This window comes from Blautia sp. An81 (assembly GCF_002161285.1).
GTDB classification, from domain to species: Bacteria; Bacillota; Clostridia; order Lachnospirales; family Lachnospiraceae; genus Blautia; species Blautia ornithocaccae.
This window is the reverse complement of sequence record NZ_NFHH01000016.1, coordinates 42,121-67,515: the sequence shown is the minus strand read 5'-3', so window position 1 is coordinate 67,515 and position 25,395 is coordinate 42,121. Positions and strand designations below refer to the sequence as shown.

Below are 25,395 nucleotides of genomic sequence, written 5' to 3'. Positions count from 1 at the left end.
TGTGCGATGGGTGTATTTCGCTCTCAAACGCCGAGCGCTTAGAGAATGGTTATTCTACTTTGCGGACATCGTTTTCATTCAGCAGGTTTCTTCCCTGATTGACGCTCATAAATCGCTCTAAAGTATCCCTGCGGATAATCGCTTTTCTGCCGACTTTGAGGACGGGAAGTTTGCCCCAGTCTACCAACTTACGCATTGTATTTCTTCCGATACCCGTACATTCTGCGGCTTCTTCTATGGTTAAACCCATTTTGATGTTGCTCATTTTATCGACCTCCTTTCAAAATACGCATTTTGCAACTATGTATCTGTAATTATACTTATTTTGCTATCCCTTGTCAACTCGTTTTGCAACTTATTAAGAAATATTTTTGCCTATTATTAAATTTATGGTTGCAAAATAGGTTTTGTTGTGCTATACTATTAGCAATAGGAGGTGAAAACCTTGAAAAAAGAAATTACATTCACCGCAAAACAGGTCGGTGAACGAGTGAAAGAACGCCGAACAGAATTAAACTTAACAATGCCCGAACTTGGTAAGCGTGTCGGGGTAAACAAATCTACCATTCAGAGATATGAAGCGGACGGAGTAGACCCGAAGCGTACAATGATTATCAACGGGCTGGCAGAAGCACTCCTGACCACTCCCGAATGGCTGACAGGTCTTTCCGAAGATAAGGAATACGACAGCCGCACTTTATGTGCAAGGGATATGGAGGAACATATCAAAAAATATCTTGATACGGTTTCTTCTGTGGTAAAGGGAGAACCGCACCAACAGCTGCTCACGACATTCCTCGGAAAAATGATTGACCTCTATACGGTTATGACTTATCACTTTGCAGACGCTATGGCTGAGGGTGACCGTATAGCGGAGGACGAGGGCTTAAAGCAGTCCTTACGCCGCTATGCGATTGAGTCAGGGGCGATTATGGAAAGGGTTTACCGTAAAGAAATGGAACTTCCTATCGAGGATATGAAGCAGTTTTTAGATGGGATTTTACATATCTACGATGAGGGACGCACCGCTGTAAAGATGGGCGACCTGTTCGGGATAGTGACAGCAGCCGAAGAAAGGGTTGCTGAAAAAGAAAAATTCCGTGGCTCTTTGACAAGTGAAAACGATGGCTGACACTCATCGGCATAAGTAACATTATTACTTTACGCACACCATATGTCACAGTCCCGATTGCCACGGATAGAAAGGGGAAATTTATCTATGGCAAAAGGTTCTGTAAGAAAAAAAGGTAAAAAGTGGTACGCACGCTTCTATATCGAAGATGAAAGCGGCAGAAAAGTACAGAAAGAGTTTGTGGGAACAGAAAGCAAGTCTGAAACAGAAGCCCTGCTCAGAAAAGCAATCGCTGACTATGAGGAAAAGAAATTCGTTGCGAAGTCTGAAAACATCACAGTTGGTATGCTGCTCGATCTGTGGGTGGAGGAAGAACTGAAACCCGGCAATCTCAGCAATGGAACGGTAATGTCCTATCAGGGAACGGTCAACCGTATCAAACAGCACCCGATAGGAAACCGAAAGCTGAAAACCGTAACCGCCGACCATTTACAGGCATATATAGACTTTCTCAGCTTTGGCGGTACAAATCCTGACGGTACAACCGCAAAGGCACTCAGCAAAGGGTATCTCCGATTGTTTTCGGCTGTTTTACAAGGGGCGTTCCGTTTTGCAGTATTCCCGAAAAGGCTGATAACCTTTAACCCGATGCAGTATGTGGTATGGCGAGGAAAGAAAGAAGAATACGAACTGTTCTCGGACGAGGACGGAGAAACTGCTTCCACACCAACGCTCAGCTACGAACAGTATCAGAGATTAGAGGACTTCCTAAAAAAGAAAAATAATCCTGCACTTCTTCCTATACAGATAGCCTATTACACAGGCTTGCGTATTGGAGAGGTCTGCGGTCTGACTTGGCAGGACATCAATCTTGAAGAACAATATTTGACAGTACGCCGCAGTATGCGTTACAACGGGGCAAGGCACAAAACAGAAATAGGGGCAACAAAGCGTAAAAAAATCCGCACCGTGGACTTTTGCGATACGCTTGCCGCAATCCTGAAATCTGCGAAAACAGAACAGCACAAAAACCGTTTCCGATACGGGGAACTGTACAGCCTTAATTACTATTTGGAGGTCAAAGAAAAAGACCGCACCTACTATGAGGTTTACAGTCTGCCGAGGTCGGAGGAAGTCCCAGAGGGGTACAAGGAATTATCCTTTGTCTGCCTTAGACCTGACGGGGCATTTGAAGCACCGAGTACAGTGGGGATTATGTGCAGGACAGCAAGAAAAAAGGTGGAGGGATTGGAGGATTTCCACTTCCATATGCTCAGACACACTTATACAAGCAATCTGCTCTCAAACGGTGCAGCCCCTAAAGATGTGCAGGAACTTCTCGGACACGCTGATGTCAGTACCACAATGAACATTTACGCTCACGCTACAAGGGAAGCGAAGCGTACTTCCGCAAGACTGCTGGATAAGGTAATCGGCGGAGAATAAAAAATTTCCCTTGTTTCGGCTCATAAGGGCAAAAACAAGGGAAAATACATAAGGTTTGAACATTTAATAGGCGGTATGCCTTGAAAATACAGGGTTTATAGAGGATTGAATAGATAAATTGGAATTGGAGAGGCAAAAATGCAAGAATATACTTATGTTACTTTAAGACAAAAACCCGAATTAAAAGAAGAAGCAGCCACATGGTTTCATGATAAATGGGAAGTGCCACAAGAAGCTTATCTTGAATGTATGGAATCCTATCTTAATAATGAAACAGAATATGGCTGGTATCTTTGTTTAGACAACGGACGCATTGTAGGTGGTCTTGGCGTGATTGAAAATGATTTTCATGACAGAAAGGACCTTACGCCAAATGTATGTGCGGTATATACGGACAAGGAATATCGTTGTCAAGGAATTGCAGGACAATTACTTGATATTGTTGTGAAAGATATGAAGTCCAAAGGAATTACTCCTATCTATTTGATTACAGACCATACAAGTTTTTACGAAAGATATGGATGGGAATTTTTGTGTATGGTTCAAGGAGATAATGAGCCTCATATGACAAGAATGTATATCCATAGATAAATTCTTATTTATTGAGCCGGCAAGGAGGGAGCGCATGGAACTATCCATACAAGAACGATTGAAAGACCTGCGTGTGGAACGCGGTCTGACGCTGGAACAGCTTGCGGAGAAAACCCACCTCTCCAAGTCCGCTTTAGGGAGTTATGAGGGGGATAATCTCAAGGACATCAGCCATTACGCCCTTATTGAGTTGGCAAAGTTTTATGAAGTGACCGTTGATTATCTGCTGGGCCGCTCTCAAACAAAAAATCACCCAAACGCCGATCTTGCAGACCTGCGTTTGAGTGATGATATGATTGAACTATTGAAAAGCGGGCTGGTGGACAATTCCCTTTTGTGTGAACTGGCGACACACCCGGATTTTCCTCGGCTCATGGCTGACCTTGAAATCTATGTGAACGGCGTGGCGGTGAAGCAGGTGCAGACTGCAAACGCCATAGTGGACACCATGAGCGCAACCATTATGAAGCGGTACAATCCCGGCTTGACCGACCCGCAGTTAAAACAGCTTGTCGCCGCCCATATTGACGATGACAGCTTTTGCCGCTATGTGATACAGCAGGACATAAACAAGATAGCCTTTGACCTGCGGGAAGCGCATAAGAACGATTTTTTCAGCGTTCCGGAGGATAGCCCACTGGAAGATTTTTTGCAGGCAGCCGAGGAAACCGCCAGAGAGGACAGCGACCCGGAGCAAGCGGCTTTGGCGTTTATCTGTAAGCGGCTTAAACTGAATTACAAGAAGCTGTCTGAGGAAGAAAAGAAGTGGCTGAAAAAGATTGCACAGAAGTCGGACTTGCTGAAAAATCCAAACCCACAGCGGGGGAGAAAATAAGTGGGCGACAAAAACAAATTTTACAAAACGGAGGATACCATGAAGAAAGACGATAGAGAAAGATGTTCGTGGGCAACCACAGAACTCTATAAAGAATACCATGATGAGGAATGGGGAAAGCCCGTTCATGATGATAGAAAACTATTTGAAATGTTGGTTCTTGAAGGTATGCAAGCCGGATTATCATGGCTGACGATATTAAATAAAAGAGCTGCATTTAAGGAAGCCTTCAACGAGTTTGATTATCAAAAAATTGCTCTCTATGACGAAACTAAAATTGATGAGTTAATGCAAAATCCCAATATTGTTCGCAATAGATTAAAAATTAAGTCGACAATCACAAACGCACAGCAATTTATCAAAATCCAAGAAGAATACGGAAGTTTTGATAAGTTTATTTGGTCTTATGTTAAGAATAGAGCGATTCATAATCATTTCAAATCGGAAGCGGACATTCCTGCAACAACGCCACTTTCAGATAGAATCAGTAAAGACTTAAAAAAACGAGGCTTTAAGTTTGTAGGCAGCACGATTATATATGCGTATATGCAGGCAATCGGAATTGTAAATGACCATGTGAAAGGTTGCTATTTGTATGTACCAGAATAATTCAATATTTCGGTACAATTTATCGAGAGATAGCAAAGCCAGCCGAGCCAGTCAACGGTCAAGATGAACGGCGCATTTCATGCGCCGCCGTTGACAGTCCCGCCCGTCTTTGCTAAAGGGTAATCAAGGCGGGAAAGCCCTAAAATGGCTTCACACCTATTTCAATAATTGGAGGAGATAAAAATGAGATCAGAAAAGGAAGTTTATGATATTGTTTTGAATTTTGCAAAAACAGACAAACGCATTCGCATGGTTACTTTGGAAGGATCTAGAACAAATACAAATATTCCGCCTGATGATTTTCAGGATTTTGATATTACTTTTTTTGTTACGGATATGGACAGCTTCACAAGTGATGATAAATGGCTAGATATATTTGGTGAAAGGTTGATTCTGCAAAAGCCGGAAGATATGGAATTATTTCCAGCTGTAGAAAAGGGATTTTCATATTTAATGCTGTTTACTGATGATGTTAAGATAGATTTAACTTTGCTGCCGCTGGAACTGATAGACGAGTATTTTACATGGGATAAACTGGTAAAGTTACTGTTGGATAAAGACAACCGTATCGTAAAGCCGCCAATACCAACGGATATAGACTACCACTTGCAGAAGCCTACTCAAAGAATGTTTGACGATTGCTGTAATGAATTTTGGAATACTACAACATATGTAGTAAAGGGCTTATGCCGCAAAGAAATTCTTTTTGCTATTGACCATATGAATGATATAGTACGAAAAGAATTGCTTCGCATGATTTCCTGGCTGATTGGTATCAAACAGGGATTTCATTTCAGTTTGGGAAAAAACTATAAATTTATGAAGCAATATGTCCCAGAGGAATTGTGGGAACGACTTATGTCCACTTATAATATGGATTCCTATCCCCATATGTGGGAATCCTTTGAACAATGTATGGCATTGTTCCGGGAGGTTTCGTCAGAAGTGGCATGCCAGTTGGATTACCAGTATCCACTATATGATGAAAAAATCAGTAATTATGTGATTCGGCAAAAGAAAAAATATGGCATTGAAGATGATAACAAATAAAATTTTTTCAATCGAAAAAATTTATTTTGATTATTCAATTTTGAAAAACTGAATACCTCAAAATCAGAAAGAGCGCGGACAAGCACTTTGAGGGATTGGCCTCCTTGTCCACCCATTCAGTGGGACGGCGGGTGACGGTCAAGGTCGGGTGCAAACCCGTTCATTTCAGCCTTGACGGTTGCCCGCTGTCCTGCTACTTTTCCGGGAGTGTGGCCACAACTTCGGGACACTTTGTCCACAAGTCGGAGCGTAGGACGAGGGACGGGGGCTTTCATATACGCCCAGTCTGCTGTTGAAACCAGACCTGTGCTTACGGCTCTACGCCACGCAAGCACAGCCCTGTTTTCCTGCCGCTTCTAATGCCCTTGCCCTCCCCGGCGGCAATGGCATTTTCACGGCAACGCCGACAGAGCGTATAACACACTACACTTTGCTTCGCAAAGTCGTGTGCCAAATGGGGGCGTTGCCCCCTTTGGAAACCCCCACAAGAAAAGGCGGTACGCTACCCCTCCACGGGGCGCATACCGCCTTTTCTTGTTATCCAGCCCTCCGGCTGTATCGGTTGAGCAAAAGTCAGCGTGGGATTGATGTGGTATCTTTATCTAAGTGAACCCCCGGTTTCCCATTTGGAAACAGCTCCTTTTGAAACGCCGATATGGGCGGCCAGCTCATCCTGTGTGATTCCTCTTTTGTGGCGATTCTCAATCAGGATGCGGCCAAGATTCATTTCCTTCATAGTATTCACCTCATGTTGCAATTATAAGGGAAGACGACAGTAGATTCAATGGAGGCGTGTTTCACTTTTGTTGGAAAAGTCAACCGTCAGGAAACTTCTTGAAATGAAAAAGCTCCCTGCCTCAAAGCAGAGAGCCTTTGTGTTTAAAAAGGGAATCTCTTATCAAGTTTATAATCAGTCCGGCTCGGATTTTTCTCGGTACGGTAGATTTGATGCTCTTTTAGATCGTACAGGACGGACCAAACAGTATCTTTTCCGGTGGCTCTGTCATACTGACAAAGAAATCCGTGTTCTCCGCGCAGCAATTGTTTGGATTCTTCCAGAGTCATTTCTTTTGTGTGAGCTTCCAGGAAATTGACCAAAGTTTGGTATCGTGTTTCCGCTTGCCAGTCATCAATTCCTTGAGTGTTTACTAAAGAAAGTTCATCAGAATGAAATCGGTTTGTGGCACAGACATAAGGCTTTTCCTTGATTGGGCGCAGTACGGCCACCTTGTCACAATAGCATTCAAGGACGGCTAAGTTTCCAGAAGCGTCTGCAACCGTAAATGTTTGTGCAGAGCTGATGGGGAACTTATTCAGATAAAAAATCACTTCATCAACGCTCCTGCACTTTTCTAAAAAGAAACGGAGCAGAAGTCCGGCATTCATGCCGGGACGAATAGATGGAGGGTACACGGAGGTCAAACCAACAGCCAGCCCCTTTTCATTCACTCCATCTTCCATTTGAACAAAAGCGGTTGTATTCCCAGTAAAGGAAAAAGAGTCCGAGGGAAACCGGTAAATTACATTCAAGTTGTTTTTTTCAATGGCAGTCAGAAAATCGCTGTTGCGGCCAAAGAAAATGGAGTTTTCATTGGAAACCGCAAAACAGGAGCATTGACAGGCAGGTGGCATAGCATAGATACTGAATAAAAGGCCCTGAAGGAGTTTTACATCGCAGGATTGTCCGTCTGCAATCCCCTGTATTTCATCCAGGATTTCCGGGAAGTATTCCTGATAGATAGGAAGACATTCTTCCGCAAAGCCGATGCGTTCCTCGGTGATCGGAAATGGAATATTGTTCAAAATATAATTTGCGTGTTTTGCCAGCCGGGACCCCCATTGAAATCCAATTTCATAGTGATTCCCATAAAATCTTGCGTGATACATAATTTTGCTCTCCTTTATAAAAAATAGAGAGCTGCCGGCAACTCTGATTATAAGGGTAACTGAATAAAAATTTTATGTCAATAGGTATTTATAAAAGAGAACTTGTGAAGGGCAGGCTTAAAGGGAACTTCATTTATCGGGTTATCCTTCCGCTATCATTACATTTTAGAAAATCCTGTCACGAAAAAAGGGCTATATGAGATTTTACAGCAACAGCTTTCCAACGCAGATATAGAGAAATTCCCATGCTTTCAGACTATACGCCTGACTGATACTTTCCGGGGGGATGTGGAATTGGATGTGGAGTGCAACGAACCGTTTTTCTGGGCTTGCAAAGATACGGCAGCAAAGTTTGTTTACACGTTCCCAGATGGCCGGGAGGAAACATTAGTGATTGAATATTGAGAAAGCGCCGGACACGGAGCCTGCTGGCTCTGTGCCCGGCATTTCTCAACCGGGCCACACCCAGCTACCACAACAAAATTAAAATCTGAAAGCACAGGTGGAAACGCCTTTTCCATATCTTTTATGCTATGTCATCTCTTTTCCAGCCTGTGTTTTGCGTACTTCCGCAACGGCCTTGCGTGTATTACACGGAATTGCTTTTGGAATTTGTAGGACGCTCATTAACCAAAATGGCGCAGAACGGTGACATATTTTTTCTTGCAATGTCCTTAACTTATTGACATTGGTGGTTTTATGTCGGATATCTTTCCGCAGAGGACAACAAAACCTATCTCCCCAATATCGTCACATCCACACTGAAAAGTATTGTGGCAGAGAGCGATTACCGGCAGAACCGGATGATCTTCAAGCTGGCCGTGGAGCTGGCGGCCATGATGAACGTGGTTGTAGCGAATATCAACATCGATCCGGTGTCACTGGAACGCCTACGGGGAGAGTGCGTCAAAGAGGTAAAGCGTCTGAATGGTGCATTTTCCTTTGATGATGCGGTGAGCTGGCAGAAAGGCTGGGAAGAAAATGAGTGAAATAGATAAAGTAGATTACAATTAAATGTACAGTGTGATATAATAATTTTTATATCAAAGTAGTCAAGAAAAGAGAATGAGCATGATTGTTTGGTTAGATGGTACATTTGGAGTTGGCAAATCGACAGTTGCTAGTAAGATTGTGGAAAAACTTTCAGATAGGCAAGTAAAATATCTTGACTCAGATTTTTACTGGAGCGAGTTTTTGAAAAAACTTTTTGCAAAAACTACAAAATTTTATTTTCCCAAAATTGAAGGACTTGATCCACAAAATAATAAACAGTTTATTAACCGATTTAGATATCTGATAAAAGAAGAAGCAAAAGACACTGATAAACTTATAATTATTGCGATGGCGTTAACTCAGAAGGAATGCAAAGAAGGTCTTTTAGATTGTTTGACACAACAAGGAATGCATGTTCTGCATATTATTCTTTTAGCTGATATAAAAACCATCCAATTGCATGTTGCACATGATAGTGATGCAAGAAAGAGAAAAGCATTAGAAGATTTTGCAAGTAATATTTCTTTTTTTCAAAATAATTTTGAAAAAGCGTTACGTTTTCAAGTTGACAATAAAACAGCAGACGAGATTGCGGACAACATTATTGAAATGATAAATACAAGATAATATAGTTAGAAGGAGATGTGTATGGATAATAGAATTATTCTTTCCGATGAAGCAGAAAGTGTGTTGAAAGAGATAGTAGATCATGAAGAAACATCGTATTATTGGAAAAATAGATTTGAAAATTTAAGTAATCGAGATGATACGATTCTTAGAGGATGTTTTAAGGAATTAAGAGAGTCTGGTTTGATACATGTTCAATGGGGAGATAACTATCCTTATCATATACAAATTCTTAAAGATGGTTATTTGTATGAGGAAAAGAAAGAGCAAGAAAGAAGATTAGTTATGTCGCAGTTTGAAAAGGAACTACATGATTTATTAAAAAGAACAGAGAGTATTCAGCCTCCAGCTAATACAGTATCAGAAGATTTTGATTTACATAAGTATAATCAGCCAAGTGAAGATTGGATAAATGATGTTGAAATTTTTTACAACAAATATTTGAAAGAACATGCTCTTGGTTCAAGAATTAAATCTATTTTATTTCACCGTAGTTTAGGCGCATATAGGCAACTTGTATCGTGCCTTAAAAGTATTAGTAAGGATCAGGAATTTATTGATAAAATGAATGGTATCGAAAAAACAACGGTTCCAGTATACCAAGCCAATATGCTTCCAGAATATGATGTTTTTCTTTCCCATGCTAACAAAGACAAAGCTGATCTTGTAGATGAGTTGAACACTTCTCTTGAAAAACTTGGTGTGAAAATATTTTATGATAAAAAATCTCTTGAATGGGGCGATAAATGGAAAGAACGTATTTTAGAAGGAACGAAAAAAGCTGAATTTGCTATCATTGTAATCTCAGAAAATTTCTTTGATCGTGAATGGACAGAAAAGGAACTAAATGAATTCTTGAATAGGCAAAATAGAAATGGACAGAAATTGATATTACCGATTGTACATAATATTACTAACGAAGATTTACAAAAAAAGTATCCGTACGTTGCAGATATTCAAGCTATAGATTCTAAAGCATATTCTTGTGACGAAATCGCATTACTTTTTGCTCGACAACTGATTAGACGTTTGAAGGCGCAGCAGTAATATCAGACTATTTTTATAATGGAAGATAGTATCCCGGCAGGAAATCTCTTACGAGGTCTCCTGTTTTTTCTTTACTCTAAAACGAAAGGAGGTTTCTCATGGCTCGTTTGGTCACAAAGTTCAAATACCTGAAGCCGGATCAGGATTTTACGAAAGCATCTATGTGTGGCCGAGTTCACGCTTACCTTTGGGATACAAGCATTTTGGCTGGTGCAATCCGGTCAAAATCGCAAAACATGTGTATGTTTGCATTGCTTGCCAATCTGTATGGAGTTCAAAGAGGTTCTAAAATATAGACCAAACAATTGCTTTTTCAAATCCACAAGATTATAATAGAAGTGGTAAACTAACGGAGGTCATAAGGATAGAAATGAAGGTCTGTTATAATAAACTTTGGAAATTATTGATAGATAAGGAAATGAAAAAGAGTCAGTTACGAGTGGCTATTGGTGCAAGCAAAAGCACCTTTGCCAAACTCGGTAAAAACGAGAATGTCACCCTTCCAATATTGCTGGATATATGTGAATACCTTCAATGCGATTTTGGAGATATTATGGAAGCAGTACCTGAGCAGAAGGAGCAATAAAGATGAATGAGAAAATTCTTGTTGTAGATGATGAAAAAGAAATTGCTGATCTCCTGGAGATCTATTTGACGAATGACAATTATGCTGTCTACAAATTTTATAATGGCACCGATGCCCTTCGGTGTATTGAAAAAAACGATATAGATTTGGCTATACTGGATGTTATGCTGCCGGACACAGACGGCTTCCGGTTATGTCAAAAAATCAGAGAGAACTTCTATTTCCCTGTGATTATGCTTACCGCAAAAATTGAGGACAATGATAAGATTATGGGATTAACCATTGGAGCAGATGACTATATTACCAAACCATTCAATCCATTAGAGGTGGTTGCACGAGTGAAAACGCAGTTACGGCGTTGCTCAAAATACAACACATCAATTTCGTCAAAAGAATCTGTCTCTAAAACAGAATATAACATTAGGGGGCTCGTCATCAACAAAGATAGCCATAAGTGTTTTTTGTTCGGAAAGGAATTATCCTTAACTCCTATCGAATTTGAGATCCTTTGGTATCTATGTGAACATCAGGGAAAAGTCATTCCATCGGAAGAACTGTTTGAAGCTGTATGGAAGGAAAAGTACCTGAATAATAACAGTACGGTAATGGCTCACATTGGACGACTTCGAGAAAAATTGAATGAACCAGCAAAAAAGCCAAGATTTATCAAGACGGTTTGGGGTGTGGGTTATGAAATTGAATAAAGGAATAAAAAACAATCTGCTGACTGCTCTTTTTAGAAGTTATATTTTTCAGTGTGGGATTATATCTGTAATCATCATCGTTGCTTCTAATTTGCTGGGGATGTTGCTGCAGTGGTTGCTTAGTAAATATGTGCCAGACTATTATTTGTTTTACAGATCGCTCTATTTGGGTGTTGCGGCTGTCGTAATATGGGCCTTGTGCATAATCTTTCTTACATATCGGCTGCTTAAAAAAGTTGTCGCTTATGTAGATGAGTTGCAGGAGGCCACAGGTAAACTATTTGATTCAAATGTAGATTATATTGAATTGTCTCCAGAGCTAAGTGAAATAGCGGCCAAGATAAATCGACTAAAGCAAGAATCTGAGGCTAATGCAAGACTGGCAAAAGAAAATGAACAGCGAAAAAATGATTTGATCATGTACCTTGCGCACGATCTAAAGACGCCACTTTCTTCTGTAATGGGATATTTAATGTTGCTGCGTGATGAACCTCAGATTTCTGAAGAACTTCGAGAGAAATATCTTTCGATTTCTTTTAGTAAAGCAGAACGTCTTGAAGATTTAATCAATGAATTTTTTGAAATTACAAGGTTCAATTTATCGAATATTACATTACAGTATAAAGAGATTGACTTAACACGTTTGTTGGAACAGCTTATTTATGAATTTGCACCTATGCTTCGTGAAAAAGGACTGCAATGTGATCTCAACGCTCCCGAAACCCTTATGTTCCGTTGTGACGCAGATAAAATTCAACGGGTATTTGATAATCTTTTGCGTAATGCTGTTATTTATAGTTTCAATAATACAACGATTACCATTGCAGCAGAGCCACATGAAAAAGATGTAACGATTATATTCGAGAACTGTGGAAACACAATTCCGAGGGAAAAACTATCGCAGATATTTGAGCAGTTTTATCGCCTTGATGCGGCACGAAGCACAAGTAGCGGTGGAGCTGGTTTGGGCCTTGCCATAGCAAAACAAATTGTAGAACTTCATAAAGGAACGATTACCGCAGAAAGTACGGATGAAAAAATTCGGTTTACAGTTACGCTCCCTCTTTCGTAGGAAAATCGTTAGAATTTCCGAAGAAAAAAAGAGGATAGCTTTTCGGATAATCAAAGAAATATAAGCTCCTATTCTGATACAATATTATGTGTCAGAGCAGGAGCCTTTTTATTGCTGATTTTTCAAAAATATTAGGGGGGATACCGTTGAACAGATACAAAAAAGGAATTGCTTCACTATTGGTTATATGTGCCTTCGCTTTAACAGCGTGTTCATCCAATAATCAACCTCAACGAAATGATGTGAGTAACATTACTCAAAGTGTAGAAACTGTGATAGCCCAGCGTGGATCACTTACGCCAACGCTATCAATGCAGACTACTGTTATTCAGGCTTCACCCTTTGCCCTATCTTCCCCTATAAATGGAGCTTTTGAAACTCAACTGGATGTAGGTGATAAACTTATTGCTGGGGATGTAATTGGTAATATTGACGGTAATGAGATAAAAGTGCCGGTTGATGGGATAATTCTTTCCCTTACTCCTTCTGGCGAAAACGTGCCAAAAAATTATCCTGTTGCTATTGTGAGCTATACAGGCTTTGCTCTGAATGTAGAAGCGGAAAATTATTTGAAAACATTGCCTGAAAGTGTAGCATTACATGCAAAATTTCAAATCTCAAATGGCATTGGCCCAACGGAGTCTATTGCTGTTGTAACCCCTGTAACAGAAAACAGTGAAGATATGGTGCTGCAATCTTTCGTGCCGCAAACTACAACACTTCAATGTCTAATCGGGCAGGATGTTGATGTAAAACCGGGGCAAAGTGCAACTGTGGTCATATCTGCGGAAACGAGGAAGGATGTCCTTATACTTCCGCTTTCTGTTATTGCTGGAAAGCAGGATAAAGGTATGGTAACGGTCATAAAAGATGGAGAAGAAGTTCAGACAGAGGTGGTATTGGGAGCGTCTGATGGGGCTTATATAGAAATCCTATCAGGGATAGAAGAAGGAGATGTTATTTCTTCTCTGCCCCCAAACCTTGATCCAAGGAGAAATTCATAAATGGATGGAGTTATAGACGAAAGTTTAATTAAAATCAGAGCTCTAACAGCAACGGTAAAATTGAATAATGGCGAGATTTTAACCACTGTGAGTAATGCACATTTGGAATTAAAAAGAGGTCACAGCTATGCGATTGTCGGAAAATCTGGTTCGGGGAAAACAAGTTTAATATCCATTATAGGATTGCTAAATCGCTGCTACCAAGGTGAATATATTTATAACGGCACCCCTGTTTCTACTTTGTCAGACCGAAAACTATCCATGTTGCGGGCAAACAATATTGGCTTCGTTTTTCAGAATTATTCTCTGATAAAACATTTAAGGGTTTGGGAAAATATTGAGCTGCCATTGCTGTATGCAAAAAAGTCATTAGGCAAAAGACAACGGCAAGATCATATTCATAAGCTCTTAAAAAGCGTGGGGCTGGAGGGAAAAGAAAATGATTATCCAACCAATCTGTCCGGTGGTGAACAACAGCGAGTAGCGATTGCCCGCGCTCTGGTAGTATCACCAGAGGCTATTTTATGTGACGAACCCACGGGAGCTTTGGATAAAAAGACCGGCCAACAGATTATGAGTTTGTTACTTCGGGTTGTAAAAGAGAATAAAATTATGCTTTTATTAGTAACTCATGACCCGGATATTGCTCATACCTGCGACACAATTTTTAGAATGGACGAAGGGAGGATTTGCTATGTTGAAAATGATTCTTAAAGACTTGCGAATTTCACCTGTACGAAGTGTCTTGACAAGTATATCCATGTTGGTTGGGATCATAGCAATGATCGCCTCCTTTTTAGTTGGTACACTAGGCAGCGGATATTTAGTTGCTGTTAATGCACAGATATATGGATGGGCTCCGACCTACTCCTTTTCTGTTGCGGGCTCATGTTTTGAGGATTACAGCAAACTTGAAGATTTATTTTTATCTCTTGAAAGAGTTGAAGATCATACGGCTATTACATTTTCTATGCGGGAGGATGTGAGGTTTGCACCGGTTACGTCTATTTCTTCTCTACAAAATTCGAATATGGCTGTATATAAAGAACTTCTCCCTGTAGATGTTGTTTTTACGACCTCTCCTTACAACCAGATATATAATCTTCCAATGTCCTCTGGCGAATGGTTAAACGGCTCTGGTTCAAATTACTCTCTTGAAATTGTCATAAACAAGGAGGCCGAAAGCTATTTTAATACTCCTTATGCGGTTGGAAATGTAGGAAGCAGCCTTGCTTTGACGCCATTCCATATTATTGGCATTGTCAATGATGGACGAGATGTGGCGACGGTTTATATAGACGCTTATTCGGTAGCACAATATGTTCCTGCTATGTGGCAAGTCCAAAATGCAACTATTTATTGGAACTCAACGCATGGGCTAACAACAGAGCAGATTTATTCTGCTTTAAGTGATTGTATAGCAGATACAGTAGGTGGAGAACTGGAATATTCAGGAAGAAGTGATGTGGGAAATACGTATGACTCTGTTTTATCCATGCTTCAAATAGGGCTTCTTGTGACATCATTTTTATTGCTGTTTGTTTCAATATTAGGGCAGATCAATATTGGTTTATCCTCTTTGGAACAGCGGACGCATGAGCTTCTTATTCGTCGGGCAATCGGAGCTTCCCGTTCCAACATTGTTCTTTTAGTTTTAGGTTCGCAACTGATCCTTTCAGCCTTTGTATGTGTGGTGTCCATTTTGATTTCTATTCTTCTGGTTCAGGGTATAGGAATGTATCTTCCGGCTGACTCCCCTGTGCCTTCACCTGATTATCCAATCCTTGTAGCCATAATTGCGGTTGTTGCTTCTGTGGCAACGGCACTACTCGGCGGATTATTACCAGCTTTGAAAGCTGCTAAATTAGAGCCAGCGTTAGCACTTCGATAAGGAAAAATTAGGAGGATAATAAATATGAGAAAAATGAATCTGAAAACAAATATTACAAAACATATTTCCATGTGTGCTTCACTGCTTCTTTGTTTATTGATAGCAGGCTGTTCCAATTCTGACTCAGGTGAAAGAGGTTTTACGGATTTTGAACACATTGAGGCTGAATATTTGGAAACTATCGCTAATTTGAATTGGCCGGAGGGAGTTACTTTGCCCGAAAGTCTGGAAGGTGAAGATACTGGCGCATCGTTTCAAGTTGGCTATGGAGACACAAGAGCTTCCAATCTGTGGGAATATTGCTGGATGAAAGAATGGCTGGACACTTATAATACCGATCCAGAACGTGCCCAAAAAGCGTTGGATGAATTAGAAACAGCTTTCGATATGCCATATATGGGGGAAGATCGCTGCGATGATGCGACCCGCAATTATCTACGTGAGAATATTGACAAAGCAAAGCTGGGCGATCCCTCTGGATTTATGGAATGTATAGAAGTCAATTATGCTAATTAAATCACATGCCATATTCTGATTAGCGTACTGCCGGAGGTGTAATTTATGTCAAGACGATGCAAGAAAAGGAGGTTTCATTTCGGAATATTTTTTATTTTCCTAACCTTTGTAGTGATCGCAGGCGTATTTTTTATTCCATGGGTAATGAAACCTGAAAACTTTAGAAGTGAAAAAAATGCAATTTACTCGTTTTTATATGGAGAGTTTCAACAGGATTCCTACAATGCAAAATCATTGCTCTTGGTAGATCGCTCAAATAATGATATTTTCATTTCCAAAAAAGAAAATGAGCAACAACTTCCTGCCAGTTTAGCAAAACTGTTTGTTATTGAATACACTGCAACAATCGCAGACTTGGATAGTATCGTTCCAGCCAGCTATGAAGCAATTTCATTGACAAAGGCTGGTTCATCTGTTGCAGGTATAGAGGCAAAAGATTATTTCCTGCATAACTTATTTGCTGCAATGTTAGTCCCTTCAGGAAATGATGCAGCCTATGTGGTTGCTGATTATTGCGGTGGTATTCTTTCTCCGCAAGCCGCAACTGTGCAAGAGCGAATCAATATTTTTATGGACAGTTTGAATACTCATTTACAAGAAAAAGGATATACAAATACTGTTTTGTATGACCCCAGTGGCTATGATATGGATGCGCTCACCACGGTTTTAGACCTTAATTCAGTTGTTAATCAGCTTTTAGAATTTCAATGGTTTCGAGATATTATATCTCAAAGCTCTTATACTGCCACTTTACCGGATGGCAGCACCCAATCGTGGAAAAACACGAATACCTTTCTTGACCCAACATCCGATTATTACAACGAGAATGTGATTGGCGTTAAGACGGGTTCATTGTCTGATGATTATAATTTAGTTGTTCTTTATCAAAAATATGGAAAGGAATTTCTGATATGTAGCCTGGGCTCTCAATCCGATTCATCCAGATACGATGATGTAAGCAACATTATCAAAACAATAGATGAGTCTGACTACCTAACAAAATGATACCCATATAGTTAGCAAAATGCTAATTTTCTTTATTGTTACATTGGGAAATCTAAAAATATAATAGAAATTTGACCTTCTTGCTTTGCTTATGCAGAATCCAAAGCGGGTGTTCACCTATGAAATGCTGCTGGATCTGGTATGACATGAGGACTATACCTACCATTCCCAAAAGGCAATCAATAATCATGTAAGCAATCTGCGAAAGAAGATCAAGCTTGCCCCGAATCTACCGGACTATGTAAAAAGCGTTTATGGCGTAGGATATAAATTCGATATATGAAAAGGAAAGCTGCGGAGCAATTACCAACCCTGTAGCTTTCCTTTTGAAGATTTTTTTAGCGTCCGTAGGACGCATGGCCGTCACCGAGGGTGGTGATCTTGGGGGCTTGGGGGTTATCCCTCAACAAGCATTTTGGCTGGTGCAATCCGGTCAAAATCACAAAACATGTATATGTTTGCATTACTTGCCAGCCTGTATTATCTAAAATAAACAAAATAAAATCAAAAAACTTTCTGCTGTAACATTTCACGGACATTTGCATGTTATAATACATACAAAACCAGAAAGGAAGTTGTGAGATGAAGCACATATTGGTTGTTGAGGACGACAGCTTTTTGAATAAAATGCTATGCTATAATCTTGCAGCAGATGGTTACGGAATAACATCTGCTTTGAACGCAAGAACCGCTATCGAGGCTTTACGAACACGGGAGTTTGACTTAGTGTTACTTGACATTAATCTGCCGGACGGGAACGGTTTTGAACTGTGTAAGCTGATAAAGCCGGATCACCCTGATACCATTGTTATTTTTCTGACTGCTAACGATCAGGAGAGCGACCAAATACGCGGTTACGAAGTAGGCGCGGTAGATTATATCACCAAGCCTTTTGTCATAGGAGCCTTGCAGCGGAAAATTAAAGCCATGTTCTCTATGCTGGAACATCATAAACCTGCAAAAGATATTTACGATGACGGCAGGCTGTTTCTTGACTTTTCGGAGCAGACAGCTTCTTTAAATGGGAAAACGTTGACGCTCTCCCCGATGGAGTACAAGATGTTAAACCTGTTCCGTAAAAATTCCAAACAGGTACTTACCCGCCAGCAACTTTTAGAAAAGCTATGGGATGTAGAGGAAAAATTTGTTGACGAGCATACGCTGACAACGACAGTAAGCCGTATTCGCAGCAAAATTGAAGCAGATGGCGGCACGCCCTATATCAAGACGATTTATGGCATGGGTTATCAATGGATGGGAGGCGACGCAAAATGAAAAACCGCCATCTCTCTGTTCAACGACTGTTCCTATGGATTTGCATTGGGCTGCTGCTTTCCATGACAGCGATCACATTTATCTTATTTTCTTTAACGCTTGAAGTTGCGGTATTGATAGCGGGAGCTGCACTTATCGTTTGCGCCCTTGTATGGGTTTTGGTATTGACGCAGGTTTTCGGGAAACGACTTTCCCGATTTACTTCTGATCTATGTAAAACCCTTGACAATATGATGAATGGCGATGAAGAACCGGAACCGGCAGACAATAGCGAAACCCTTTTTGCCCGTATCAATCACCGTTTAACCCGTCTTTATCAAATTATGCGGGAAAACCGCCATAGAGTAGAGGAAGAACGACAAGAATTACAAGCACTCGTGTCGGATATTTCTCATCAGGTAAAAACGCCGGTTAGTAATTTGAAAATGGTAACAGATACTTTGCTAACAAGGCCGGTAACGGAAACCGAGCGAATTGATTTTATTCAGGGAGTCCGCAGCCAGACGGACAAGCTGGATTTTCTTTTTCAGGCTCTTGTGAAAACTTCCCGACTGGAAACAGGCGTGATACGTTTGGAAAAGAAACCGGGTCGTATTTATGATACTGTCGCCCAAGCCATGAGTGGGATTGTGTATGCTGCGGACAATAAGCAAATTGGCGTTTCCGTAGATTGCCCCGAAAATTTGACGGTTGCCCATGACAGCAAATGGACAGCCGAAGCCCTCTTTAACCTGCTGGACAATGCAGTAAAATACACGCCAGCGGGCGGTAAAATCACTGTAACCGTCGAAAAATGGGAAATGTATGCAGAGATTAAAGTTGCCGATACCGGCAAAGGAATTTCCGAGAGCAACCAAGCGGCGATCTTCCGTCGCTTCTATCGTGAAGAAGAAGTCCACGAACAGCCGGGGGTTGGTATCGGCTTATATTTGGCGCGTAAGATCGTTACAAAGCAAGGCGGCTACATTAAAGTGGTATCGGAATTGGGAAGCGGCTCTGCTTTTTCGATTATGCTTCCCTTACGATAAGTGAGTGGCGGACAGTACCTTGAAGCTGCCCGCCGCAATTTCTTTTTGAAATGTCTGTGCTTTGTAACATTTGGGCGCGTTTTTCAATGGAATTTCTCATTGGCGCGGACATTTCTGTGACATTTGGGTTTTATACTATTCTTATCAACAGGCAGGGAACCTTGAAAGGAGTTTTTATATATGAGCGTTTTGCAGACGATTCACCTTAAAAAATATTATGGCGAAGAACCGAACATTACCCGCGCCCTTGACGGAGTAAATTTTTCCGTAGACCATGGCGAGTATGTAGCTGTTGTTGGTACTTCCGGCAGCGGCAAATCCACTTTATTGCACATGATGGGTGGGCTGGACACGCCCACTTCCGGCAGCGTCTTTGTGCGGGATAAAGACTTGTCCAAGATGAACGATGAACAGCTTACGATTTTCCGCCGCCGTAATATCGGCTTTATCTTCCAGAACTATAACCTTGTCCCTATCCTGAATGTGTATGAAAATATCGTATTGCCGGTGGAACTGGACGGCGACACAGTAGATCAGCGATTTATGGATACCATTGTAAGTATGCTCGGACTGGATGACAAACTAAACAATATGCCAGACCAGCTTTCCGGCGGTCAACAGCAGCGAGTAGCGATTGCCCGCGCCTTGATTACCAAACCAGCGATTATTCTTGCCGATGAACCTACCGGAAACCTTGACAGCAAGACCAGCGCAGATGTTCTTGGGCTTATTAAACGAACCAGTGCGGAGTTCCGGCAAACCGTAGTTATGATTACCCACAATAACGATATTGCCCGCCTTGCAGATCGTATTGTCCGCATTGAGGACGGGAAAATCATAGGCTAAGGGGGTGAACACTATGACATGGCCGTTTGAGAATGATACCAGTGCCATTACAAAGAAGCTGGCAAAAAACAGCGTAAAGGCTGGAAAAATGAGAAATATTTTGATTGTCTTGACGATTTTACTTTCCGTTGCATTGATGTCCGGGTTGGCTCTGTATATTGCTTCAATGCAGACTGCAAATAGTCGGCAGTTGGAAAGTTTGCAGCAGGTATTTTTTTATGATATTACAGAGCAGCAATGTGACACACTCCGGCAGGACAGTCGGATTTCAGAAATGAGAGTAACAAAATACGGCAAGCGTTCTGAAATAAAAAACTATGTGATCTGGCCGATGTATATTGAACAATCCGAGGGAAACATTCAAAGTGCTGAAATTTCAGAGGGGCAATATCCTATGGCTGAAAATGAGGTTGCTGTTGATGTTTCTTACTTAGAACGGATTGGTGAAAATCTAAAAATTGGCGACACAATTTCTTTTTCTTTTTATGACGGAACGCAAGAATCTTTTGTGCTTTCCGGCCTTACAGATACCGGCTCCACTTCTGATGTGTACCCCATCTATTTCTCTGAACAGTACGCAGAACGGGGAAGTCAGTTGAAAGACACTTTATTTGTAGCTGCCGCCCAAATACGAGACGCCAGAAGTATGACAGCAGATGAATTTCTCGATACCATTCATGCAATCGGAGCCGATTGTAACATCGACCGTCCAAGCATCGGAGAAAACAGTGCTTTTGTCCAGTCCTTGACCTTTAATCCCCAAAATATGCTCATTGCCCTTTGCATCGGGCTTGTAGTGTTGTTTGCCGGTGTGATCGTGATATACAGTATTTTCTATATCTCTATTATTAACCGTATTAAATTCTTTGGACAGTTGAGAACAATAGGGACTACTGGCAAACAGATAAAACGGATTGTAAAACGAGAGGGAACTTTACTGTTTTGCATAGGCGCACCCTTGGGGTTAGCCGTTGGCTCCATTTTTGCAGGGATTCTCAATGCCGAGGGATGGTCATGGAGGAACCTTCTCATTTGGGGCGGTCTGATTATTTTGGTGGAGTACATCGCCGTTTTATATTCCATCAGTAAGCCCGCTAAAATTGCGGGCAAGGTATCTCCTATTGAGGCGTATAGGACAAACGGGTCATTACAGAACTGCAAGCCACCTATGCACTTGTCCAGAAAAATCACACCTTTTTTACTGGCAAAAATGAACACCTCACGCAATAGAAAAAAGTTTCTGATGACTACTTTCTCTCTGGAGATCAGTGGCATAATTTTTATGGTCGGTTCTACCTTTTTGACTTCTTTCAATCAGGAGGCATACGCCAGAAACGGGATCATGGAGTATGGAGAAATCCGTGTTTATTTATCCGAAAATGCAGCGCAGGTAAATGAACTGGGGTATGCAGGAGTACAAGTCAATAATCCGCTTAATGATACTTTTATGCGGGAGGTATTTCAAGTAAACGGAGTAAACGAGATAATACCATTTGAAAAACTATATTGCACATTTGAATATAATGGCCGCCGTGATGAAGATTTTATAGTTCCATTTACAGAAGAAGAATTTGCACATCTATCACAGTACATGGAAACAACGGACGCGAATTATTCAGACATTATAAAAAACAAAGAAATCTTTGTCTTAAAAAATGACGCAGTAGAAGAAATTTACGGTTGGAAATTTCAGCCCGGTGATACTATAAAATTTGAATGGTTTGACGGCACAGAATATCGTGAAGATGTATTTTCCATCGGCGGTGAAATTTCAAACGAGAAAGCATACAACGATCCAGAGTGTTTTACTGCGCTCGGCGCATCTGGATGGTTTTTAATGCCGGATGAGCTTATTCGTGCCATGCTGCCAGAGGGATATAATATCAATTCAGAGGTACTTCTTTCGACTGAATGGGATTCCAAAGAAGCAGAAATCACGCAACAGTTAAATTCCATAGTTTCCAGTTCACATGATTTACAAATGCGTACTTTGAGGGATTCTATCAACAACAACACAGGAATGTATAACACACTTTTAACCTCAATTATTGGCATCAGCATTTTTATTATGATGTTCAGCTTGATTAGTCTGATCAATACGCTGGTAACAAATATTATGACCCGAAAGCAGGAATTGTCTGTTTTACAGTCTATTGGTATGACAAAACGACAGCTTAATCGCATGGTACAATGTGAGGCCGGACTGATTGCTGCATGGAATATCATTATCACCTTCTTAGCAGGTGGATTTTTAGGGCTTATGTTGATTCGTGGTCTGAACAGCATAGGAATGAACTACCTTCATTGGGCTTATCCGATTGGGTTTGCTCTTTTCTATGCGGTTATCGTTCTTATCATGCCAGCAATTATAACAAAGGCGACAATTTATCTCCTTCAGAAAAAATCTATTGTGGAGAGATTGCGGGAAATCGAATAAAGCGTTTGAAATATCCAAGAAATATGTTTCTTTTTATCTATCTTCCGCTGTGGTTCCACCTTGCAGGAGACACAGCGGTATTTTTAATACAGGTAATTTTTGAAAATGTGTGATTTTGAATTTGCAAAAGGATTTTGACATATAAAAAACTTTGGTCATAAAGGGATTTGATAGATGAGAATGGTGCTACATATTATGATATAGATAGAAAAGGCGGTGAAAAAGGCTTTAACCTTGTGTTAGTCGCAACCCTTTTCGATGCGGAAAACCGTCTTGCAGAAGATACAGAAATAGAATTCTTCCCTTAAGAAGCAGACGAGATTGTCGCCATAAACGGAGGTTGCCTCCAGACTGATGACAACGTCTGTAAGGAATTCAGAAATGATAGCTGAAATAATGCGTTTCACAAGCTACCGGGAATTGGAAACTAAGAAGTTGCTGTGTTTGGAGCCATCGGGCTTCATCAGATATGCCACGTTGGATTTGCTGCTCACATCAATACCGACGCAAAGCGAGCTCATAGGATTACCTTTTTTCGTAAGAATATTCGTGGTCAACTGGCTTAGTAATACCCACAATCATGGAGCATCAACACCCTCGCGATATCAGAATTCGGTGGGAGATGGGCGGATGCGAACCCCACTGCAAAATGGTCACCCATGAACTCCAACAAACAGCCAGCTGGTTTGAAGTTAACATCCTTGTCAGGGGAACAGACTTTCTATGAAGTAGCCACAGGGGTTCAACAGGGTTGAAAGAACTATTGTCTGATTGACACAGAGATCAATTATATCATGGGTATAACCAAACTGACTGATCCTATCCCTTATTTATTCATTTATTAAAGAACTAAGTAATTACTAATATTAAAAACACCTCTTGTTATATATAAACTTTTTAATATGTATTGCTATCTCCTGTTGCGTGTGTTATACTGTTATGCATAAAAGCATAACAGTTAAAGCAGGAGGGGTGAGGATGGATTGAAACTAATTATTTCAAATGTATCAGGCGTACCTATTTACGAGCAAATTAAACAGCAGGTCAAAGCCGCTATCCTGTCGGGAGAACTAAAAGAGGAAGAAGCCTTGCCTTCTCTCCGCACTCTGGCAAAGGACTTAAAGATCAGTGTTTTGACAGTTACAAGGGCCTATACAGAACTGGAACAGGAAGGGTTTGTCAAAAATGTTCAGGGCCGCGGTTGTTTTGTACTTGGCAGCGTCTCCGAACTTATGAAGGAGCAGTTAATCCGCAAAGTGGAAAATAGCTTAACAGAAGCTATAAAAGCAGCAAAAATTGCTAACCTATCTAATGAGGAACTACATCATCTTTTAGATATTTTATTGGAGGCGAATACAGATGACTAATTATTTGGAAGTAAAAAATCTGTCAAAGTTTTTCGACAGTTTTCAGCTTCACAACATTACTTTCACGCTCCCTAAAGGCTATATCATGGGGCTGATCGGGCCCAATGGTTCCGGCAAAACAACTACAATCAAGCTCATTCTGAATATGCTGAAGCGTAACAGCGGCGAAATAAAGATCATGGGACTTGATAATATCGTTGACGAGCAGAAAGCAAAAGCGGAGCTCGGTGTTGTATTTGATGCCAATTATTTCAGCGATGATTGGAAAGTTACTGAGGTCGAGAAATCTATCTCTGTTTTCTATCCCAACTGGAATTCTGAGCGGTTTGGCGAAATGCTACGGAAATTCCATATTGCTCCGACAAAAAAGGTCAAAGAACTTTCAAAGGGGATGCAGATGAAATTGATGCTGGCTTGTGCATTTTCTTATGACGCAAAGCTGTTGATTTTGGATGAACCTACCAGTGGTCTTGATCCAGTGTCCAGAGATGAATTGCTTCAGATCCTCTCGGAATATATCGAGGACGGGGAACACAGCGTTTTGTTTTCCACCCATATTACTGGCGATTTGGAACGAGCCGCTGATTATATCACTTACATCAGCTATGGGGAACTTTTTTTCACCGGCAGCAAGGATGAATTTGTAGATATGTTCCGTATCATCAAGGGCGGTATAAATGAACTGTCCGCCGACTTGCAGGCGAAAGCTGTGGGTGTTCGTACTTTTCCGACTGGTTTTGAAGCTCTGGTCAAAGCTGAAGATGTTGGAGCATTTACTGGCTTGGACATTGAACCGGCTACCATTGATGAAATCGTTGTATTTACAAGCAAGAAAGGTGAAGATTATGAGTAATATATTGAAAGCCACAAAATTGGATTTTTCACTTGTAAAACCGTATGTCAAAGTGATTGGTTTTACCATGCTTCTCCCTATCGCTTTTGCGGCCATCAACCGTTCTATACTGACGGGTGTTTCTTTCGCTATGTGTTTTATAGCCATGACAACTGGCTACACATTCTCTGTCACAGAAAAAAATAGTATGGAGCGCCTATACGGTATTTTGCCTGTAAGGAAAAGTGAAATGGTGATAGGTCGGTATCTTTTTGTTTTTTCGCTAGGAGCTCTTGCTTTGGTGATTTCCCTTATTACACAACCGATTGTATTGCGGGCATTGGGAGAAAACGTTGAGCAGTTCGACATTATCAGCGCAGCCATTGGCGGCCTGTTTCTGTTTGCGCTTTATACGGTGTTTCAGATTCCTGGATATTACAAATTTGGTTCCATCAAAGGTAGGGTGTTTATGTATATTCCAGTGGTGGGTTTTTTGGTGACTTTGTTCCTTCTTCCTAAATTACCTGCTGACAATCCCATTATCAATACGATTGCCAATTCACCTATGTTGCTTATCGCCCTTGCCATTGTTTTGGTTGTGGTTATGTATGCTATGTCAATCTGGTTCTCTATCCAGATTATGAAAAATAAAGAAATGTGAGGTGGAGAGTATGG

General features: G+C 40.9%; 28 protein-coding genes and 1 pseudogene. 26 read left to right on the top strand and 3 right to left on the bottom strand.

Translation table 11 applies throughout. The annotated features are described in order from the left end of the window. Positions 1-49: 49 nt before the first annotated feature. Positions 50-265, bottom strand: a complete 216-nt coding sequence (locus B5G33_RS13810) for a helix-turn-helix domain-containing protein (protein ID WP_004612412.1) — start codon at positions 263-265, stop codon at positions 50-52. A 171-nt stretch (positions 266-436) separates the two neighbouring features. Between B5G33_RS13810 and B5G33_RS13805 the strand changes: the two genes are divergently transcribed. From B5G33_RS13805 to B5G33_RS13780, 6 genes are all read left to right on the top strand, one after another. Further along, on the top strand, positions 437-1,132 hold the full coding sequence (locus tag B5G33_RS13805) for a helix-turn-helix transcriptional regulator (RefSeq protein ID WP_330396700.1): 696 nt from the start codon (positions 437-439) through the stop codon (positions 1,130-1,132). 87 nt (positions 1,133-1,219) lie between these two features. Beyond that, positions 1,220-2,518 carry a tyrosine-type recombinase/integrase gene (locus B5G33_RS13800; protein WP_005360896.1) on the top strand — a complete coding sequence of 433 codons (1,299 nt, stop codon included), beginning with the start codon at positions 1,220-1,222 and terminating at the stop codon, positions 2,516-2,518. A 138-nt stretch (positions 2,519-2,656) separates the two neighbouring features. Then, the gene (locus B5G33_RS13795) at positions 2,657-3,109 is read left to right on the top strand and encodes a GNAT family N-acetyltransferase (RefSeq protein WP_087418063.1); all 453 of its coding nucleotides are present in this window, start codon (positions 2,657-2,659) and stop codon (positions 3,107-3,109) included. 34 nt (positions 3,110-3,143) lie between these two features. Further along, complete coding sequence (locus B5G33_RS13790) at positions 3,144-3,944, top strand: helix-turn-helix domain-containing protein (protein ID WP_087418062.1); 801 nt, start codon at positions 3,144-3,146, stop codon at positions 3,942-3,944. A 39-nt stretch (positions 3,945-3,983) separates the two neighbouring features. After that, a complete protein-coding gene (locus B5G33_RS13785; protein WP_087418086.1) occupies positions 3,984-4,553 on the top strand; it encodes a DNA-3-methyladenine glycosylase I in 570 nt (189 codons plus the stop codon). Between the two features lie 183 nt (positions 4,554-4,736). Then, positions 4,737-5,603 (top strand): aminoglycoside 6-adenylyltransferase AadE, encoded by an 867-nt coding sequence (locus B5G33_RS13780; protein ID WP_001255868.1) that lies wholly within the window; start codon positions 4,737-4,739, stop codon positions 5,601-5,603. Between the two features lie 598 nt (positions 5,604-6,201). On the opposite strand, the gene B5G33_RS13765 is transcribed toward B5G33_RS13780, so the two are convergent. Beyond that, positions 6,202-6,339, bottom strand: coding sequence for a helix-turn-helix domain-containing protein (locus B5G33_RS13765; RefSeq protein WP_330396699.1), 138 nt, complete (start codon positions 6,337-6,339; stop codon positions 6,202-6,204). A 143-nt stretch (positions 6,340-6,482) separates the two neighbouring features. After that, positions 6,483-7,490 carry a C45 family autoproteolytic acyltransferase/hydolase gene (locus B5G33_RS13760; protein ID WP_087418061.1) on the bottom strand — a complete coding sequence of 336 codons (1,008 nt, stop codon included), beginning with the start codon at positions 7,488-7,490 and terminating at the stop codon, positions 6,483-6,485. A 773-nt stretch (positions 7,491-8,263) separates the two neighbouring features. Between B5G33_RS13760 and B5G33_RS13755 the strand changes: the two genes are divergently transcribed. From B5G33_RS13755 to B5G33_RS13660, 20 genes and pseudogenes are all read left to right on the top strand, one after another. Next, complete coding sequence (locus tag B5G33_RS13755) at positions 8,264-8,479, top strand: hypothetical protein (protein WP_143276531.1); 216 nt, start codon at positions 8,264-8,266, stop codon at positions 8,477-8,479. 76 nt (positions 8,480-8,555) lie between these two features. Further along, positions 8,556-9,110, top strand: coding sequence for a hypothetical protein (locus tag B5G33_RS13750; protein WP_204247396.1), 555 nt, complete (start codon positions 8,556-8,558; stop codon positions 9,108-9,110). Between the two features lie 21 nt (positions 9,111-9,131). Further along, on the top strand, positions 9,132-10,157 hold the full coding sequence (locus tag B5G33_RS13745) for a toll/interleukin-1 receptor domain-containing protein (RefSeq protein WP_087418058.1): 1,026 nt from the start codon (positions 9,132-9,134) through the stop codon (positions 10,155-10,157). Positions 10,158-10,527: 370 nt separating this feature from the next. Next, on the top strand, positions 10,528-10,743 hold the full coding sequence (locus B5G33_RS13735; RefSeq protein WP_087418056.1) for a helix-turn-helix domain-containing protein: 216 nt from the start codon (positions 10,528-10,530) through the stop codon (positions 10,741-10,743). Between the two features lie 2 nt (positions 10,744-10,745). After that, entirely contained in the window at positions 10,746-11,447 is a 702-nt protein-coding gene (gene vanR, locus B5G33_RS13730; RefSeq protein WP_087418055.1) for a VanR-ABDEGLN family response regulator transcription factor, read from the top strand. Beyond that, complete coding sequence (vanS, locus tag B5G33_RS13725) at positions 11,434-12,519, top strand: vancomycin resistance histidine kinase VanS (RefSeq protein WP_087418054.1); 1,086 nt, start codon at positions 11,434-11,436, stop codon at positions 12,517-12,519. Before vanR ends, vanS begins: the two co-directional genes overlap by 14 nt. Positions 12,520-12,665: 146 nt before the next feature. Next, on the top strand, positions 12,666-13,523 hold the full coding sequence (locus B5G33_RS13720; protein WP_242974706.1) for a hypothetical protein: 858 nt from the start codon (positions 12,666-12,668) through the stop codon (positions 13,521-13,523). Next, entirely contained in the window at positions 13,524-14,237 is a 714-nt protein-coding gene (locus tag B5G33_RS13715) for an ABC transporter ATP-binding protein (protein WP_087418053.1), read from the top strand. Beyond that, positions 14,218-15,414 carry an ABC transporter permease gene (locus B5G33_RS13710; protein ID WP_242974705.1) on the top strand — a complete coding sequence of 399 codons (1,197 nt, stop codon included), beginning with the start codon at positions 14,218-14,220 and terminating at the stop codon, positions 15,412-15,414. Before B5G33_RS13715 ends, B5G33_RS13710 begins: the two co-directional genes overlap by 20 nt. Before the next feature lie 24 nt (positions 15,415-15,438). Continuing rightward, on the top strand, positions 15,439-15,930 hold the full coding sequence (locus B5G33_RS13705; RefSeq protein WP_087418052.1) for a hypothetical protein: 492 nt from the start codon (positions 15,439-15,441) through the stop codon (positions 15,928-15,930). Between the two features lie 45 nt (positions 15,931-15,975). Beyond that, positions 15,976-16,935, top strand: a complete 960-nt coding sequence (locus B5G33_RS13700; protein WP_087418051.1) for a D-alanyl-D-alanine carboxypeptidase family protein — start codon at positions 15,976-15,978, stop codon at positions 16,933-16,935. Positions 16,936-17,101: 166 nt separating this feature from the next. Beyond that, positions 17,102-17,218 (top strand): annotated as a pseudogene (locus tag B5G33_RS22390) (winged helix-turn-helix domain-containing protein); the annotation flags it as partial. A 299-nt stretch (positions 17,219-17,517) separates the two neighbouring features. Then, entirely contained in the window at positions 17,518-18,210 is a 693-nt protein-coding gene (locus tag B5G33_RS13690) for a response regulator transcription factor (protein ID WP_087418050.1), read from the top strand. Beyond that, positions 18,207-19,238, top strand: a complete 1,032-nt coding sequence (locus B5G33_RS13685) for a sensor histidine kinase (protein ID WP_087418049.1) — start codon at positions 18,207-18,209, stop codon at positions 19,236-19,238. Before B5G33_RS13690 ends, B5G33_RS13685 begins: the two co-directional genes overlap by 4 nt. A 180-nt stretch (positions 19,239-19,418) precedes the next feature. After that, a complete protein-coding gene (locus B5G33_RS13680) occupies positions 19,419-20,084 on the top strand; it encodes an ABC transporter ATP-binding protein (RefSeq protein WP_087418048.1) in 666 nt (221 codons plus the stop codon). A gap of 13 nt (positions 20,085-20,097) precedes the next feature. Next, the gene (locus tag B5G33_RS13675) at positions 20,098-22,521 is read left to right on the top strand and encodes an ABC transporter permease (RefSeq protein WP_087418047.1); all 2,424 of its coding nucleotides are present in this window, start codon (positions 20,098-20,100) and stop codon (positions 22,519-22,521) included. 167 nt (positions 22,522-22,688) lie between these two features. Then, positions 22,689-22,829: a hypothetical protein gene (locus B5G33_RS21705; RefSeq protein ID WP_204247395.1), complete on the top strand. Its 141-nt coding sequence runs from the start codon at positions 22,689-22,691 to the stop codon at positions 22,827-22,829. Positions 22,830-23,504: 675 nt separating this feature from the next. Beyond that, entirely contained in the window at positions 23,505-23,888 is a 384-nt protein-coding gene (locus B5G33_RS13670; protein ID WP_087418046.1) for a GntR family transcriptional regulator, read from the top strand. Further along, positions 23,881-24,741, top strand: a complete 861-nt coding sequence (locus B5G33_RS13665; protein WP_087418045.1) for an ABC transporter ATP-binding protein — start codon at positions 23,881-23,883, stop codon at positions 24,739-24,741. Before B5G33_RS13670 ends, B5G33_RS13665 begins: the two co-directional genes overlap by 8 nt. Further along, a complete protein-coding gene (locus B5G33_RS13660) occupies positions 24,734-25,381 on the top strand; it encodes an ABC-2 transporter permease (protein ID WP_087418044.1) in 648 nt (215 codons plus the stop codon). Before B5G33_RS13665 ends, B5G33_RS13660 begins: the two co-directional genes overlap by 8 nt. The last annotated feature ends 14 nt before the right edge of the window (positions 25,382-25,395 follow it).